15 protein-coding genes are annotated in these 16,184 nt (G+C 52.5%); 9 read left to right on the plus strand and 6 right to left on the minus strand.

All coding sequences use genetic code 11. From position 1 onward, the window contains the following. The first annotated feature begins 15 nt into the window (after window positions 1-15). The gene (locus RGW60_RS07200) at window positions 16-246 is read left to right on the plus strand and encodes a hypothetical protein (RefSeq protein WP_322203435.1); all 231 of its coding nucleotides are present in this window, start codon (window positions 16-18) and stop codon (window positions 244-246) included. A 73-nt stretch (window positions 247-319) separates the two neighbouring features. Here the strand turns inward: RGW60_RS07200 and RGW60_RS07205 are convergent, their stop codons facing one another. Then, window positions 320-601 (minus strand): hypothetical protein, encoded by a 282-nt coding sequence (locus RGW60_RS07205; protein WP_322203437.1) that lies wholly within the window; start codon window positions 599-601, stop codon window positions 320-322. A 110-nt stretch (window positions 602-711) separates the two neighbouring features. Next, entirely contained in the window at window positions 712-903 is a 192-nt protein-coding gene (locus RGW60_RS07210; protein WP_322203438.1) for a hypothetical protein, read from the minus strand. A 292-nt stretch (window positions 904-1,195) separates the two neighbouring features. Between RGW60_RS07210 and galU the strand changes: the two genes are divergently transcribed. From galU to RGW60_RS07225, 3 genes are all read left to right on the plus strand, one after another. Further along, entirely contained in the window at window positions 1,196-2,035 is an 840-nt protein-coding gene (gene galU, locus RGW60_RS07215) for a UTP--glucose-1-phosphate uridylyltransferase GalU (protein WP_322206863.1), read from the plus strand. Between the two features lie 119 nt (window positions 2,036-2,154). Further along, entirely contained in the window at window positions 2,155-3,513 is a 1,359-nt protein-coding gene (gene gorA, locus RGW60_RS07220) for a glutathione-disulfide reductase (protein ID WP_322203439.1), read from the plus strand. Window positions 3,514-3,598: 85 nt separating this feature from the next. Then, complete coding sequence (locus RGW60_RS07225) at window positions 3,599-7,219, plus strand: GAF domain-containing protein (RefSeq protein WP_322203441.1); 3,621 nt, start codon at window positions 3,599-3,601, stop codon at window positions 7,217-7,219. Window positions 7,220-7,256: 37 nt separating this feature from the next. On the opposite strand, the gene RGW60_RS07230 is transcribed toward RGW60_RS07225, so the two are convergent. Next, a complete protein-coding gene (locus RGW60_RS07230; protein WP_322203443.1) occupies window positions 7,257-8,231 on the minus strand; it encodes a DNA-binding protein in 975 nt (324 codons plus the stop codon). Window positions 8,232-8,406: 175 nt separating this feature from the next. Here RGW60_RS07230 and RGW60_RS07235 point away from each other — a divergent pair, with 175 nt between their 5' ends. The 4 genes from RGW60_RS07235 to RGW60_RS07250 all read left to right on the plus strand — a co-directional run bounded on the left by RGW60_RS07235 (window position 8,407) and on the right by RGW60_RS07250 (window position 12,416). Then, a complete protein-coding gene (locus RGW60_RS07235) occupies window positions 8,407-9,366 on the plus strand; it encodes a site-specific integrase (protein WP_322203445.1) in 960 nt (319 codons plus the stop codon). 100 nt (window positions 9,367-9,466) lie between these two features. Then, window positions 9,467-10,030: an alkyl hydroperoxide reductase subunit C gene (gene ahpC, locus RGW60_RS07240; protein WP_322203447.1), complete on the plus strand. Its 564-nt coding sequence runs from the start codon at window positions 9,467-9,469 to the stop codon at window positions 10,028-10,030. 135 nt (window positions 10,031-10,165) lie between these two features. Next, window positions 10,166-11,728: an alkyl hydroperoxide reductase subunit F gene (gene ahpF / locus RGW60_RS07245; RefSeq protein WP_322203449.1), complete on the plus strand. Its 1,563-nt coding sequence runs from the start codon at window positions 10,166-10,168 to the stop codon at window positions 11,726-11,728. A gap of 166 nt (window positions 11,729-11,894) precedes the next feature. After that, complete coding sequence (locus RGW60_RS07250) at window positions 11,895-12,416, plus strand: DUF3833 domain-containing protein (protein WP_322203451.1); 522 nt, start codon at window positions 11,895-11,897, stop codon at window positions 12,414-12,416. 76 nt (window positions 12,417-12,492) lie between these two features. Here the strand turns inward: RGW60_RS07250 and gloA are convergent, their stop codons facing one another. After that, entirely contained in the window at window positions 12,493-13,014 is a 522-nt protein-coding gene (gene gloA, locus RGW60_RS07255; protein ID WP_322203453.1) for a lactoylglutathione lyase, read from the minus strand. A 166-nt stretch (window positions 13,015-13,180) separates the two neighbouring features. On the opposite strand from gloA, the gene RGW60_RS07260 reads away from it, so the two are divergent. Further along, a complete protein-coding gene (locus RGW60_RS07260; RefSeq protein ID WP_322203455.1) occupies window positions 13,181-13,732 on the plus strand; it encodes a DUF4946 domain-containing protein in 552 nt (183 codons plus the stop codon). A gap of 542 nt (window positions 13,733-14,274) precedes the next feature. Here the strand turns inward: RGW60_RS07260 and RGW60_RS07265 are convergent. Both RGW60_RS07265 and RGW60_RS07270 read right to left on the minus strand, forming a co-directional pair. Then, window positions 14,275-14,637, minus strand: coding sequence for a histone-like nucleoid-structuring protein, MvaT/MvaU family (locus RGW60_RS07265; protein WP_322203457.1), 363 nt, complete (start codon window positions 14,635-14,637; stop codon window positions 14,275-14,277). A gap of 369 nt (window positions 14,638-15,006) precedes the next feature. Further along, window positions 15,007-16,110 carry a tetratricopeptide repeat protein gene (locus RGW60_RS07270; protein WP_322203459.1) on the minus strand — a complete coding sequence of 368 codons (1,104 nt, stop codon included), beginning with the start codon at window positions 16,108-16,110 and terminating at the stop codon, window positions 15,007-15,009. Between the last annotated feature and the right edge of the window lie 74 nt (window positions 16,111-16,184).

The raw sequence follows: 16,184 nt of genomic DNA on the forward strand, positions 1-16,184 counted from the left end.
ATTGATGGAGCGGTAATGAAGCGCGAAGAAGTAAAGCAGCACCATACCGAAGGCCATATTTCGGCTACACACATCATTCAAAACCCAGCAGTAGTCGGCGAGTGGATCGTTTTTTTCAAGAAGAGCGAAGGCAGAAGTTTTTTTTTGGTGGATGACAGTGATGAGGTCGAATCTTTCAGCCAGTTGGACGACCTGGTATTAATCGTTCGTGGATTGGGAATCAAGTTTGCAGAGATCCACCTCTAGCAGTGTGTGCCACTACACAACGCGGCTTGTGAACTTCATAAGCTCGCCCTATTCAGCGCGCCGCCAGTATTAGTTATTTACACAGCACCACCAAGCTACGGCTTTTATAGTTGCCGACGTCTACCCAAAGGGTCTTATCGCTTTCTTTGGGTTGTGGGGTGCCGTCAGTTGCAACAATGTTATAGCCTTTGTCAGGGCAAGAAATGTCGGCTTTTTGGTAGCAACTGTCCCATGACATCGCTTCACCCGAGCAGTCAATACTGACGCCTTGTTGGCCGTTATTTAGGTAGGTATTTGAGGCTGTAGCGCAACCGGCGATTCCCAATACTGCGACAACCCACAAAATTTTATTCATGATTTCTGTGCTTCGCAGTTAAGATGCCGGTGAGTGAGAGGAAACTCAGTAGGGATGGTTCGATCATCCAATGATGTGATCGTTGTTCCTCGCCACAGAGGGTTTTGTCTTTAGGATTTCGGACCTGAGCGACGACGAGTGTGAGCCTTGGGCTGGTCTTGCAATACAGCCGCCACTTCGATTGCAGCGCTTTCAGAATCGAACGGCCCGGCGATTGCTTCGCCGGTGGCGTCCGATACCCACCACTGACCATCTTGAAGTTTATTGATCAGGTACCCGTTTACATTCTTGACTTCAGACATCGTTAAATCCCGCTCATTGGTTCAAACGGCACATAATAGGGCGCATGCCGATACGCTGCACATAATTCCCACGGAGTCGTTGGTGCTCAGCTAGGCTTGGCCGAGCTAATACCATCCATCCGGGCTGCTGTCGGTCAAGGGCTGTCTACCGCGCAATGGAACTATCGTGCCCTAAATCTCTCTATCTACGCAGAGGACGGCCAGTAAGGCATTGTAAGGTGCTCTGTGCCTGATTAGACTGCGCCGCAATCAGCTACAGCCTTTTTTATTAGGGAATTATATGAGCCAGAATGTGATCAAGAAATGCTTGTTCCCAGCAGCCGGATACGGCACGCGCTTTTTGCCAGCGACAAAAGCCATGCCCAAGGAAATGCTGCCAGTGGTTAACAAGCCGCTGATCCAGTACGGCGTTGAAGAGGCACTTGATGCTGGCTTGAAAGAGATATCCATCGTTACCGGTCGTGGCAAGCGTGCTTTAGAAGACCACTTCGATATTAGCTATGAGCTTGAGCATCAGATCAAAGGTACCGACAAAGAAAAATATTTAGTCGGTATTCGTCGAATTTTAGATGAGTGCAGTTTTTCCTACACTCGCCAAACCGAAATGAAAGGTCTTGGCCACGCGATCCTCAGCGGTCGCCCTTTGATTGGTGACGAACCGTTCGCCGTAGTATTGGCAGATGACCTTTGTGTAAACCTTAACGGTGATGGTGTTTTGACCCAAATGGTCAAGCTCTACAACAAATACCGTTGCTGCATCGTTGCCATCCAAGAAGTACCGGCTGATGAAACTCAGAAGTACGGAGTTATCGCGGGGGAAGAAATTCACCCGGGCCTTTACCGTGTCAGCCACATGGTTGAAAAACCAAAGCCTGAAGACGCTCCTTCAAATCTGGCCATTATCGGGCGTTACATCCTGACTCCTGACATCTTCAAAATGATCGAAGACACCCCGCCTGGTAAAGGCGGCGAAATCCAGATCACTGACGCGCTGATGAAGATGGCGGAAGAGGGCAACGTACTGGCTTACAAATTCAAAGGTCAGCGTTTTGACTGTGGCGGCGCCGAAGGCTATATCGACGCGACTAATTTCTGTTTTGAAAATTTCTACAAAACCGGCAAAGCCTACTGAGTTTTTGCCTTATTTTTTGTAGGACAAAGCCACCGCTAGGTGGCTTTGTCGTTTATGGCTGTTGGCGCTGACCCAACTCGCCGAAGCGGTTATGCTGTGTGCCTGATAAGGAGACAGCAATGGCCTACGACTTCGACCTTTTTGTAATTGGTGCCGGTTCCGGCGGTGTAAGGGCTGCACGTTTTGCTGCGGGTTATGGTGCACGAGTGGCGATTGCTGAGAGCCGCTACTTGGGAGGCACGTGTGTCAACGTCGGTTGCGTGCCGAAAAAATTTCTAGTTTACGGGGCGCATTTCTCCGAGGACTTCGAACACGCCAAAAGTTACGGCTGGTCTGCCGGTGAGGCTGAATTCGATTGGTCAACCCTGATCAGCAACAAAGATCGTGAGATTCACCGTCTCAATGAAATTTATCGAAGTCTGTTGACCAACAGCGGCGTTACCTTGTACGAAGGACACGCCAAACTAGTCGATCCACACCGGGTCGAGATCAACGGTCAAACGTATAGTGCTGAACATATTTTGATTGCGACCGGCGGCTGGCCGCAGGTGCCGGAATTTCCTGGTAGCGATTTGGCAATTACATCCCAGGATGCGTTTTTTCTCAACAAACTCCCTAAACGTATTGTGGTCGTCGGTGGCGGCTACATTGCTGTGGAGTTTGCGTCGATCTTCCATGGCTTGGGGGCTGACGTGACCCAGTTGTATCGCGGCGAACTGTTCTTGCGCGGTTTTGATGGCGCTGTTCGCGTTCATCTGAAAGAGGAGCTGGTGAAGCGCGGTATTGATCTGCAATTCAATTCTGATATTGAGCGTATCGACCAAAATGAAGATGGCGCTTTGCGCGTCACGCTTAAAGACGGACGCCTGCTGACTACCGACTGCGTGTTCTACGCGACAGGTCGTCGTCCGATGCTGGATAACCTTGGCCTCGAAAACGTCAAGGTAAAACTGAACAAAGCTGGGTACATCGAGGTTGATGAGCTTTATCAGACCAGCGAACCCTCTATCTTGGCGCTTGGTGACATCATCGGCGGTGTGCAACTGACTCCCGTGGCACTGGCTGAAGGCACCGCGTTGGCGCGTCGACTGTTTAAGCCTGAGCAGTATCGCCCGGTAGACTACCGTCATATCCCAACGGCAGTTTTCAGCCTGCCGAACATAGGTACTGTGGGGTTGACCGAAGAAGACGCTAAGAAAGCTGGTCACACGGTGGTGGTATTCGAAAGCCGCTTCCGCCCCATGAAGTTGTCGCTTACCCAGGATCAAGAGCGCACGCTGATGAAGTTGGTGGTCGATGCTGATACAGATCGGGTGCTCGGTTGTCACATGGTCGGGCCCGAGGCGGGGGAAATCATCCAAGGATTGGCCATTGCGTTGAAAGCGGGTGCAACCAAGCAGATTTTCGACGACACCATTGGCGTGCACCCAACTGCAGCCGAGGAATTTGTCACGCTACGTACACCTGTAGGCGGCTGACCTTCAGTGACCAGCAGGGCGTCACTTGATCGCCAGGGAAGGGGTCGAGGTATATCCAGAAATTTTCAGGACGCGGACACATTTCTTGAACAATCACAACGTTTCGACGTCAACGCCCTGGTGCGAGCAGGATCGGCTTGCCGCCCTTGCTCGACTGGACATACTTGACACTCCCCCAGAGCTGACGTTTGAAGAGCTTGCCAGCCTCGCCGCGTATCTATGTGACGCACCTATGGCGCAAATCAACCTGATCGACATTGATCGGCAATGGTCCCTTGCGCAGTTTGGTTTGGCCGAGGGTGATCAACCCCTTGAATATTCGTTGTGTGCCCATGCCATACGGCAGCCTGATGGGATGATCATTGATGATTTGGCGGCCGACCCACGGTTCGCCACTCATCCGCAGGTTGTTGGAGGTGCTCGGTTACGATTTTATGCCAGCGCGTTGTTGATGTCGCTCGACGGTCCTTTGGGCGCGTTGTGCGTGCTTGATGTGCATCCTCGGCACCTGTCCAAGCGCCAGGTAGCCGCATTGGCAACTTTAGCGAACCAGGTCGTCAGTCAGCTAGAGTTGCGTCGTGCATTGGTGGCTCAGCGCGAAAGCGAGGCTCGGCACCGCCAGCAACAGGCGCGTCAGGCGTTTTTACTGCAACTTAGCGACCGACTGCACGACGCAGTTCGCGCTGAGGACGTCGTATTTAATCTTGGGGATAGTCTGGGGTCTACTCTTGAAATTCAGCGCATAGGCCATGGCCGTTTCGACGCACATGGCGTGTTGACCATCCAAAGCGAGTGGTTGGGAAGCCCTGCACGCAGCAGTCGTGGCGTTCATCAAATCGACGAATATGGCAAAGATTTGTTGGGGCGCTTGACTCAAGGTGAGTTGATCGCTGTCGAGGACGTGACTACTGATCCCCATACATCCGGCTCCTCTCAGCGATACGCCGACTATAACGTACGCAGTATTTTGATTGCGCCCCTGAGCGACGATCAGGGTTTCAATGCACTGCTGTATATAAGCTCCGAGGCACCTAGACGGTGGTCAAGCGAAGACATCGCGCTGGTTCGCGAGGTGGTGGAGCGCACTCAGGCGGCGGATGAAAGCGCTAAAGCGCGTAACGCACTTCTAGAGGCCGAACAGCGCGTCAAGTTAGCCAACTCCATCGCTGCCGTAGGTGTCTGGGAGTACACCATTAGCCGTAATCAATTGCATTTTGATAGCCAGACACGATTGATTGCCGAGATGTCGCCCGAGCAACTTAATCCAACCGTCGAGGATTTTCTTGTCGCCGTCCAGGCCGAAGATAGAAGCGTATTGGTTCAGGCGGTAGCGCAAGCGTTGAGCGATCGCTCAACCGGTGAGATCAGCCTGGACTTTCGGGTCCGTCCACGTGTCAGCGGCCTACCAAGCTGGCTAACCATACGGGGGCGCCGGATGCAGGAGCGCGATGGTACGGTCCGTTTGATTGGCACTGCACGGGACATAACGCTTGAACGCAACGGTGAAGAGAATCTGCGTCGAATCAACGCGGTGCTGGAAAGCCAGATCGTTGAGCGCGCACGTGCCGAGCGCTTCCAGGCAGCTTTATTGATCTTGGGTGATCAGCTGCGAGAAAAAACCGGCTGTACAGAGATTAGACAAGCAGCCGCCAGAGTTCTAGGTATGACTTTGGGAATTGAACGAGTTGCATTTGCCACTGTGAGCCTTGAGCAAGAAAGCATCGTAATCAAGCGCGATTGGGTACTGGATGAAATTCCAAGCCTCGTTGGCGTATACAGCCTCAACAATTTTGGTCCGCTATTTCAGACGCTGCGCCGGGGTGAAGGCCTGGTCATCAACGATACTTTACTTGATGCGCGCACGGCCCTGGGCGGTAGCGAGTTGCAGGCCAGAGGCATGCGAACGCTGATCAATATTCCGCTACTCGAACAGGGCGTAATCACCACTCTGTTGATGCTGCAGGGTCTAAAACCAAGGATATGGAGCGACGAAGAAGTCAGCTTTGTTCGCGATGTCGCTGAGCGAAGTTGGATCGCCATGGAACGATCACGTGCCGAGCGGGCGCTGCGCGAAAGCGAGCTACAATTTCGTACCTTGGCCGACAATATGAGCCAGCTGGCCTGGACAGCTGAGCCTTGCGGAAAAATATATTGGTACAACAAACGTTGGTATGACTACACCGGCATGTCGCTGGAAGCCATGCTGGCTTTGGGATGGCGTTCGGTTCTTGATCCTGCACACTTCGACCGAATTACTGCACGGGCCAAGCATTGTTTCGCGACCGGTTCGGTTTGGGACGATACGTTTTCATTGCGTGGTAAAGACGGAAACTACAGCTGGTTTCTATCCCGTGCCTTACCCATCCGCGATGGCTTGGGTAACGTCACCCATTGGCTGGGCACTCACACTGACATCACCGCACAGGTCAATGCTGAAGAGGCTCTGCGTGAGCTGAACGACAGCCTTGAGCGACGGGTAGCAGAGCGAACCCGCGAAATGGTTACGATCAACGAGCTGCTGCAAGTGGAAATGTCCGAGCGTGAAAGCGCGGAGGAGGCGTTGCGTCATGCGCAAAAAATGGACGCCATCGGCCAGCTCACGGGCGGAATTGCGCATGACTTCAATAACATGCTCACCGGTGTGCTCGGCGCGCTGGATTTGATTCAGCGGCGCGTCGCAGCAGGGCGCGTCGCAGAGGTGGACCGATATATCAATGCCGCGATGACCTCAGCTAATCGCGCCGCCTCATTGACACACCGCTTGCTCGCCTTTGCCAGGCGCCAGTCGCTTAACCCTCAAGCGGTGGACGTGAACGAGATGGTGATGTCCATGGAGGAGTTGTTGCGCCGCACGTTAGGCGAGAGCATCGAGTTGTGCATTGATCTTCAGCCGCGCTTGTGGCAAGCCAATACTGATGAGCATCAGTTGGAAAGCGCGTTGTTGAACCTGGTGATCAATGCCCGTGACGCTATGCCCGAGGGAGGCCGTCTGATGGTCAGCTCTGCGGTCGTTCACGTTGACACTCAACGAGAAGCCATGGCTCCAGGTGAGTATGTACTGCTCAGCGTCGAAGACAGCGGTTTTGGCATGTCGGCAGAGGTGATCCGGCGTGCGTTTGATCCTTTCTTCACCACCAAGCCGATTGGGCAAGGCACGGGCCTGGGGCTTTCAATGGTCTACGGATTCGTTAAGCAGACCGGCGGCCATGTCCAGATCGATAGCGTGGTTCAGCAGGGTACTCGGATTCAGCTGTATCTTCCGCGCCACCATGAGCAGGCAGCGGATCCTATCGCTGAGCCCGAGAGTCTCGGCGCTCCTAGGGCAGTGAAGGGGGAGCAGGTGCTGGTAGTGGAAGACGAGGTTGCGGTGCGCCTGCTTGTGATCGACGTGCTGCGCGAGCTCGGCTATTCGACATTAGAAGCTGGTGACAGCAAGACTGCGCTGCCAGTGCTACAAAGCTCAGAGCGTATCGATCTGCTCATTAGCGATGTAGGCTTACCCGGGTTAAACGGTCGTCAATTGGCAGAGATCGCCCGGCAATTCCGTCCAGATCTGCCAGTGCTGTTCATGACTGGTTACGCGCGAAACGCTGAAGTGAGAGCTGAGTTTCTCGACCCCGGAATGGATATGCTGACCAAACCTTTTAACGTTGATGAACTGGCGCTGAAGGTGCGCTTGATGATCGGAGATGGACAACCGGAGTGACCTTGTGGGCGCCGGCTCAGGCCGATTTCAGTCTTTTCTATGTTTTTATGGTTGACGAGGCCTCAAAGGCCAGCTGGGTTTTGATCAACTCCAGGCGCAGTATTTGCTGACTCTGTGCATGTTCCTCCAGCGTTTGCTTAAGGGCAGCGCTTTCGCTCTGCGCCGAACTCAAGCGCTCTTGCAGCAACGCGCACTGGGTGTGGGCGAGTTGATATCTTTCGTCGAGTCCAATCGCGTCGTGAGTCATTTTTTTTAGCTGTTGCTGGTGCGTTTTCAGCTCACGCAAGCTGCTGCGGCTTTCGCTCAATAAGCGCTCATTGTCTCGATTGAGCTGAGTAAGTTCTTCCTGCCGTACGATCGCGACCTGCTGTGCTTGGCGTAACTCCATCTGCACTTGCTGCAGCTGTCCTTCGTGGCGCCGCTGCTCCTGTTCGCGCTGTTCCTTTATTGAATTGCGGTAGTGCTCAAGTGCATCGCGGGCATGGATATGCTTGTCTTCTAACGAGCGAATTTGTCCGTCTTTGTCTTGCAAACGTACATTTAGATCTTGCTGCGCCTGCTCCAAGCGAGCGTTTGATGTTTGCTGGGCCTGCAAAGCACCGCGAGTGGCGTCTACCACAAGTTTTTTTGCCGCCAGATCAGTATTCAGCACGTCGAGTTGTTGCTGCTGTGCGCTTGCATGCAACTGAGTCCTTGCCAATTCCTCTGACAAGGTTTGCAATTTTTCGTCAAAGGCCGTCTGCGCGAGATCGATACGATCCTGAGCGTGTTCCTGAAGTCGCTGAGCGAGGCGGCTCACCAGTTCCGTCAATTCAGTGCCAATCTCGGCAGCGGGTACAGCATTTCTGAATTCGTGCTCCTCCAATTCCTTTAAGCACCGGTGAATCGTGGTTTTCGAGCCGGTGTTGCCCATCTCGATACGCACGGCGTCGATGCTCGGATTTTCCCCGCGAGCCAGTAACGCTAGGCGCGCCGTTTGAACTAGCGCTTTATTGACCCCACCCCTTGCCATGCCGTACTCCTACTATTTCATACCGTGGTACGTACACTGTAATTACATACTAAAATATTAACAATGGTTTCCATTAATAAGAGGAAATACACATGGGATATTGGGGTATTATCCCGTGTCATTAATTAAAATAGTGTTTCAGCTTGGGTTCAGTACACAAAAGGGTGAGTTCGGCATGAATGAACTGGATCGCTACTTAGCCGCTGCCACACGCGACAACACACGGCGTAGCTACCGAGCGGCTGTTGAGCATTTTGAAGTGACCTGGGGAGGGTTTCTGCCTGCGACCAGCGACAGCGTTGCTCGTTACTTGGTCGCCTTCGCGGGAGTGCTTTCGATCAATACGTTGAAACTGCGCTTGTCAGCGCTCGCGCAATGGCACAGCAGTCAAGGATTTCCGGACCCGACCAAAGCGCCAATGGTGCGCAAAGTATTGAAAGGCATCCGGGCCCTGCATCCCGCACAGGAAAAACAAGCTGAGCCTTTGCAGTTGCAGCATTTAGAGCAAGTGATCGCCAGACTTGATCTGGAGGGTGTGCAGGCGGAGTCAAAGGGCGATCAGCCTACGTCATTGCGCTGCCGTCGTGATGCGGCATTAATTCTGTTGGGTTTTTGGCGGGGCTTTCGCAGTGATGAGCTGTGCCGCCTAGACATCGACAACGTTCAAGCTATCGCAGGGTCGGGCATTACCCTGTACTTGCCTCGCAGTAAAAGTGATCGCGAAAACCTCGGTAAAACCTATCAAACGCCTGCGCTCCTGCGCCTCTGTCCGGTTCAAGCGTATATCGAATGGATAAAATGCTCGGCGCTGGTGCATGGGCCTGTGTTCAGAGCTGTTGATCGCTGGGGTAATCTTGGAAGAGAAGGCTTGCACGCGAATAGCATTATCCCGCTGCTGCGTCAGGCGCTGGAGCGAGCAGGACTTCCTGCCGAACAATTTACCAGTCATTCACTGCGCAGGGGCTTCGCCACTTGGGCCCACCAAAGCGGCTGGGACTTAAAATCGTTGATGGCGTATGTCGGTTGGAAGGATATGAAATCAGCATTGCGCTACATCGAAGCCGCCCCGTTTTCGGCAATGAATGAAACCCTACATCTGTCACAGATTTCTTCTATTAATACAGATCTCTTATAGTGAAAGGTAATCAGCAGCATGAGCTTTGCCAATGAGCTCATCTCGCTGTTTAGCGTAAGATCCGCCCATTAGTTTTTCCCAACCCTCCGGAGATTTATCGATGCCTATCATCAACAGCCACGTCAAACCATTTAAAGCCACGGCGTTCGCAAACAACGAGTTCGTTGAAGTCTCGGAAGCCAACCTCAAAGGCAAATGGTCTGTCGTTTTCTTCTACCCGGCTGACTTCACCTTCGTTTGCCCTACCGAACTGGGCGACCTGGCTGACAACTACGCTGAGTTCAAGAAATTGGGCGTTGAAATTTATGGTGTGTCTACCGACACCCACTTTGCTCACAAAGCCTGGCACGACACCTCCGACGTGATCGGTAAAGTTAAGTTTCCACTGATTGGTGACCCGACTCACGTGATTTCCCGCAACTTCGACGTGTTGATTGAAGAAGCAGGTCTAGCTGACCGTGGCACTTTCGTAATCAACCCAGAAGGTCAGATTAAAATTGTTGAATTGAATGATGGCGGCGTTGGCCGTGACGCTTCTGAGCTTTTGCGTAAAGTTAAAGCCGCTCAATACGTCGCTGCCCACCCAGGCGAAGTGTGCCCAGCTAAATGGAAAGAAGGCGAAGCCACTCTGGCCCCGTCTCTGGACCTGGTTGGCAAGATCTAAGTCGATATGCGTCGGCTGGGGGCCATGGGCTCTGCTTCCAAGCATTAAGTAATCCGCATCGCCCCCAAAAAACGCCCGGGCGACCATCGCTCGGGCGTTGTTTTTTCTACCGAATGAAGAAAAGGAAATCGCGCCATGTTGGACGCCAATCTTAATACCCAGTTGAAATCGTACCTGGAGCGGGTGACCCGTCCAATCGAGATCGTTGCGTCCCTTGATGACGGCGCGAAATCCCAAGAAATGCTGGAGCTACTTAAAGAAGTAGCCAGCCTTTCGAGCTTTATTACGCTTAAAGACGACGGCTCTGATGTGCGCACCCCATCGTTCTCGTTAGACAGCCCGGGACAAAATATCAGCCTGCGTTTCGCCGGCATCCCCATGGGTCACGAATTTACATCTTTGGTGCTGGCGCTACTGCAAGTGGGTGGCTACCCCTCTAAGGCCAGCGCGGACGCCATTGAACAGGCGAAATTGCTTAAGGGTGATTTCACCTTTGAAACTTACTTTTCTCAGTCCTGCCAGAACTGCCCAGACGTCGTTCAGGCAATAAACCTGATGGCAGTGCTCAACCCGGGCATCAAGCATGTCGCCATCGACGGCGCGCTATTTCAGGCTGAAGTGACTGACCGTCAGATCATGTCAGTGCCTAGCGTCTACCTCAACGGCGAGCTGTTCGGCCAAGGCCGCATGGGTCTGGAAGAAATTCTGGCCAAAATAGACACCAGTGCCGGTGATCGCCAGGCAGAAAAGCTCAACGCTAAAGAAGCATTTGATGTGCTGGTAGTCGGCGGCGGCCCGGCAGGTTCGGCCGCTGCGATTTACGCGGCACGTAAAGGTATTCGCACCGGCGTCGCGGCAGAGCGTTTTGGTGGTCAAGTGCTCGACACCATGGCCATCGAAAACTTCATCTCTGTTCAGCACACCGAAGGCCCTCAACTGGCCGTAGCACTTGAAGAACACGTCAAACAATACGAAGTCGATATCATGAATCTGCAGCGCGCAGACCAATTGATTCCAGGCAAGGCGGGCGAGCTACACGAAGTGAAATTCGCCAACGGAGCCTCACTCAAAGCCCGTACAGTGATCATTGCCACCGGTGCACGATGGCGCGAAATGAACGTGCCGGGCGAGCAGCAATACCGGAACAAGGGTGTTGCGTATTGCCCGCATTGCGACGGTCCGTTGTTCAAGGGCAAGCGCGTTGCTGTCATCGGTGGCGGCAACTCTGGCGTTGAAGCAGCGATCGACTTGGCCGGTATCGTCAAACACGTAACCTTGCTGGAATTCGACGTGCAACTGCGCGCCGATGCGGTATTGCAGCGTAAATTGTTGAGCCTGCCCAACGTGACGGTAATCACCAATGCGCTAACTACTGAAGCGCTGGGCGATGGCCAGAAAATTAACGGCTTGCGTTACAAGAATCGCTTGAACGACGAAGAAGTTTCCGTCGATCTGGAAGGCATCTTTGTGCAAATCGGCTTGCTACCCAATACCGATTGGCTCAAAGGCACCATTGAGTTATCACCGCGAGGCGAAATTATTGTGGATTCCCGTGGCGAGACCTCGATCCCCGGCATCTTCGCCGCTGGTGACGCCACCACCGTTCCGTTCAAGCAGATCATTATTGCCTTGGGCGAGGGTGCAAAAGCGTCCCTTAGTGCGTTTGATCACCTGATCCGTACGTCAGCGCCAGCGTAAGCCAGGGTTACAACTGAGAGACATAAAAGCCGGGATCTGATTCAGATTCCGGCTTTTTTTGGTCTCTTGTAACTATCAGAGCATCGATTTGCTAAACCTGAGGTCGAAATTTGGTTGCACCCGAAACCTTGTGCGTTTAACGGGGCAGCTTTCACGAGGAAATCACATGTTGAAATCAATTGTATTGGCGTTGTCTCTTGGGCTGGCCGGTTGTGGTGGCGTTCAAGTGTCTCAATATAGCCAGCAGACGCCGAAGCTCGACTTGCGCGATTATTTTTCGGGGCAGGTGCTAGCGTCAGGTATTTTTCAAAAACGCTCCGGTGAGGTGATCAAGCGCTTTCATGTGGTAATAGATAGCCACAGCGAAGGTGACGCGCTCATCATGCATGAGACTTTCAATTACAGCGACGGCACAAAACAGACCCGTGTCTGGACCTTGCGCCCGGATGGTCCAGGACACTGGCGTGGCACCGCAAGTGATGTGGTCGGCGAAGCATTCGGTGAGGTTTCGGGCAATACGTTCCATTGGAACTACGTGCTAAACCTGCCAGTGGACGGCAAAACCTATGAAGTTCGTTTCGATGATTGGATGTACATGCTCGATAATAAAACCTTGGCCAACCGTTCCTACATGAGCAAGCTGGGTGTCGAGCTGGGGCAGGTGACGCTGTTCTTTACCAAGCAATAACGACTCGAACAGCGCTTCTACAATTTAAATACCTATGAGTCGGTAGGCGCTGTGCTGCTGGACGCGGGGAGGCCTATCACAGCGGCGTGGGTTGAATGATTTCAACCCAGTAGCCGTCTGGGTCTTTGATGAATGCGAGGCTGTTCATACGTCCGTCGGCCAGACGTTTTTGAAAAGGCACACCAAGGTTTTCAAAACGTTCGCAGGCTACGTGGACATCGGGGACCGAGATGCAGATGTGCCCAAAGCCGCGTGGATCGGCGTTACCGTTGTGATAGACGACGGCCGGATCGCTCTCGGTCCCGTGGTTATGGGTCAGTTCCAGAATCCCGGGGATAGATTTCATCCACTGGTTACGCACGGTGCTGTCGGCGGGAATCAATGCTTTATCGACCAATGCCAGAAAGTACAAGCTGAATTCGGCTTCTAGAAAATCTCGCTTTTCCACCAGGCTAAAACCTAGCACTCGAGTATAGAAGTCCAATGAGGCGGTGATGTCCTTGACCCTCAGCATGGTGTGGTTGAACACAAAACCTTGTGTCACGGCTTCCGGTACGGCGGTAACGCCGGCAAAGGTGTTCAATTCGTGCAAGCTCATGGGAATCTCCGATTTAAATGGTCGTGCAACTACTAAAGAATAATGGTCAGAACAATCAGCGCCAACCCTAAAGGCGAGAAGCGTTGATTAAATCGGAACCAAAGCCTTGTTCCGAAAGGAGGACAGGCTCAAACTTTCCGGTTCAATCGTTCTGGTGATACCAATCATGATCTACCCGCAATGCAAGTCATCGTTGATAAGCCTGAGCCTGCTGCTAGCCGTCAGCAGCGCTCACGCGGCAGATGCGATGGTGACTTGGCCTGCTGACTGGAAAGTTGAGCCACTGCCCGCGACAACCGCAGCCGAAGGACAGCCATCGGTTCAAATGAGACAGCGAGCGGTGAAGAATGATCAAAATGGAAATCCGATCATGGTTATGGAGCTCACCCAAACTCGACTTCAGCCTGGACATGAAGTGAATATTCAGAGCGTATTGATGGAAATGCGTAAAGCGATACAGATTAACTTCGCTCGTGATGGCTTCCAAAGCGTGTGCAGCAAAGTCCATGAAGGCACCCTTAGCGCACTGCCTACGCTAGAGACTACCTGCAGCATTACCCAGAACGGCGGTCATGTCATGACTCAGACATTGGTCGCGACGGCAACCAGGGACACCGCGTGGTCGTTATCATATGCGGGGTCTGCCGACGGCTATGCGTCTACCAAAGAGGAGGTGCAGCACATTCGTGACAGCCTTCGATTAGTAGTTAAGCAATAAGCTTGTAGTGATGAGGGCGGGGTAAGTGTTTAAGGGCTACGCCAAACAATAGGCAAAAATACGCCCGCCGAAGCGGGCATTGGGGCGCTAATCCTTTAGCAGCCTTTATCCTGAAAGAATCGATGTGAAAAATATGTGAAGAAATAGTGTTCCCGACTAATGGAAACGCTGCGAGTAGAGACTGCATTCATATGAGTTGAAAAATCCCGTATCTGCCTTCCGGCAAATTATACTGAATGCAACCTGCTAACATTGAAACGCCACTAGTTTGGCTCAGATTGAGTATCTAAGCAGCCCATTCATCTGAAGCCACTGTTTTACCTTCTTGATCGTGGAAACATGATGAGATGTTAACTATTATAATTACGGAATAGTCTCGATTGCCTGTAAGAAATTTCACCCTTGCAAGATCATGACTGTTTTTTTAATCTAGCGATTCTTTTCTGTCAGAACGCTGAACGGATTAGTTAATAGTGCGCGAGTAACATTGACAGGCATTAAAAAGCCCTGCCAGGCAGGGCTTTTTAAGTACCGCTGATTGATCAGGCTCGAAGCCATGAATCTACAGCGTCAACGCCGTATTGCTCTTTCCAGGACTTCAAGCCGCGGTGATTACCACCTTTAGTTTCGATCAGTTCACCGGTGTGCGGGTTCTGATAAACCTTTACGACTCGAGCCCTGCGGCGTTTGATTCCCGCTGGAGCGGCCTGTGGAAGCGAGCTCTTCGGGTCGAGAATGGCGACGATGTCGCGCAGGCTCTTGCTGTAGGTGCTCATCAAACCCTGAAGCTTTTGTTCGAATTCAATCTCCTTCTTTAGTCCGGCGTCATTCTTCAAAGTCTCCAGCTGAGCAAGCTGTTCTTGAAGGGCTTTTTCTGCTGCGCGAAACTCGGCAAGTCTGGACAAATATGTTTACTCCGGCAGTGTAGTTGGCTGATTTTAGCCTGACAAAGCGATAAGAAAAAACGTCTAGCCGATTCGATCCTTCAGTTCTCTACCCACCCCCCAAAGCGTTTTTGTCGGGGGACGAAACTAACGATTTGCTGTCAATTACGTTTGGTGAAAGGGGAAGTTGGTACCAGCGACGGACAAATGATGCACTTTTTTTTCGAGTTAGAAAATAGTCTTATGCAATTGATTAGAGTAAAGGGAAATTTACATTAAACCGGCGGTCGCGATTTCTGTGATATTTGGAGAAGCAGGTTGTAAGTAATTTCCGCGATTAGACTTTCAGTAGAAACCATAAGTGCCCCCTGCAGGCACCTATTTAGAGCTTTAGAGGCCTTGCTGCAAGACGGGGTCGTCGGGATTCTGTTGCTCAAGTTCTGCGAGCAACACCTGGACCTTTTGCAGTTGACCGCTTTCTTGCCAGTAATGAATCAGGAGCACTCGGCTGCGCCGGTTGGCAGGCTGACGTTGCAAAATGTCCTCAAGTTGCTTCTGCGCAGGCTCCAATTGTTCCAAGCCGTGCAGTGCAACTGCCAAGTCATATCGAAAATCATTGTTTTCTGGGTCAAGCTCAATCGCCTTTGTCAGGCTCAGCAGTGCATATTCGCTTTGCCCATGATCGAGCAACCACATGCCCAACGCGTGTTGCAGCATCGACGACGCGGGATTGTGTTCTAGCAGTTGTCCCAGTAGATGCCTGGCCTTTTCCGCTTGCCCATGCTTGTCAAAAAAACCGATCTGAGCCAGCGCGGCGTCGAGGTTATTGGAATCTAGCGCCAGGGACTGCTCCAATGCCTTGCCTGCCAGCGCTTGATCATCGGTGTGAAGGTACAGCTTGGCCAGCTGCAACTGGTCTTGACTGGTCGTCGGCGTTTCGGCGTTAAGCGCCGTTTTATATTCTTCGACTACCTGTTCCAGCGGGGTGAAGTACAATCCTACTTCGTCCGGTGTGAGACCAAGTAACGCTTTCGCCGCTCTGAATCTGGCCTCCGGTGTTTTTTCATCGAGCAAAGGGCCCAGCAATACGCTGCGCTGGCTTCCAGATACGAGCTTGACGATTGCGTCTATTGCCGCTTGCTGAACGATGGTTTCCTCGCTGTACAACGATGCGTCCACCCACTTCAGTGCCTGTGGGCCAGGAAAATTTGACAGTTCAACTAGCAATCTGGCGCGCCGAACTCCTGATAAATCGGTTCGGGCGAATTGTTGATAGAGCACGCGGGCGGCACCGGGTTTACCGTTGTGAGCCTGCGCCAACGCGCGACCGTAGCTAATAGTGTGGACAGCCGGGGGCGGTACCGAGGGACTACTTTGGAACCAAAGTAAACCCATACCTAAAGCGATAGCCATTGCTGCAATGAAATAGCCAAGAGGCCATCGATGACGCGGTTTCGGCTCGGCGGACGAGCCGCTCAAAGGTGGTTTTGGCATACCAGTTTCCATTTCATAACGGCCTGCAGCTTCTGCGAGTGATTGGCAGCTGTCAAACGGCGATCGCGCAGCTT

Source organism: Pseudomonas sp. AB6 (genome assembly GCF_034314105.1).
GTDB lineage: Bacteria > Pseudomonadota > Gammaproteobacteria > Pseudomonadales > Pseudomonadaceae > Aquipseudomonas.

Bases quoted from the DNA above. Each gene is read 5' to 3' on its own strand.
- RGW60_RS07200 (WP_322203435.1), top strand. From the start codon at position 16: ATGAAGCGCGAAGAAGTAAAGCAGCACCATACCGAAGGCCATATTTCG.
- RGW60_RS07205 (WP_322203437.1), bottom strand. From the start codon at position 601: ATGAATAAAATTTTGTGGGTTGTCGCAGTATTGGGAATCGCCGGTTGC.
- RGW60_RS07210 (WP_322203438.1), bottom strand. From the start codon at position 903: ATGTCTGAAGTCAAGAATGTAAACGGGTACCTGATCAATAAACTTCAA.
- gorA (WP_322203439.1), top strand. From the start codon at position 2,155: ATGGCCTACGACTTCGACCTTTTTGTAATTGGTGCCGGTTCCGGCGGT.
- RGW60_RS07230 (WP_322203443.1), bottom strand. From the start codon at position 8,231: ATGGCAAGGGGTGGGGTCAATAAAGCGCTAGTTCAAACGGCGCGCCTA.
- RGW60_RS07235 (WP_322203445.1), top strand. From the start codon at position 8,407: ATGAATGAACTGGATCGCTACTTAGCCGCTGCCACACGCGACAACACA.
- ahpC (WP_322203447.1), top strand. From the start codon at position 9,467: ATGCCTATCATCAACAGCCACGTCAAACCATTTAAAGCCACGGCGTTC.
- ahpF (WP_322203449.1), top strand. From the start codon at position 10,166: ATGTTGGACGCCAATCTTAATACCCAGTTGAAATCGTACCTGGAGCGG.
- RGW60_RS07250 (WP_322203451.1), top strand. From the start codon at position 11,895: ATGTTGAAATCAATTGTATTGGCGTTGTCTCTTGGGCTGGCCGGTTGT.
- gloA (WP_322203453.1), bottom strand. From the start codon at position 13,014: ATGAGCTTGCACGAATTGAACACCTTTGCCGGCGTTACCGCCGTACCG.
- RGW60_RS07260 (WP_322203455.1), top strand. From the start codon at position 13,181: ATGATCTACCCGCAATGCAAGTCATCGTTGATAAGCCTGAGCCTGCTG.
- RGW60_RS07270 (WP_322203459.1), bottom strand. From the start codon at position 16,110: ATGCCAAAACCACCTTTGAGCGGCTCGTCCGCCGAGCCGAAACCGCGT.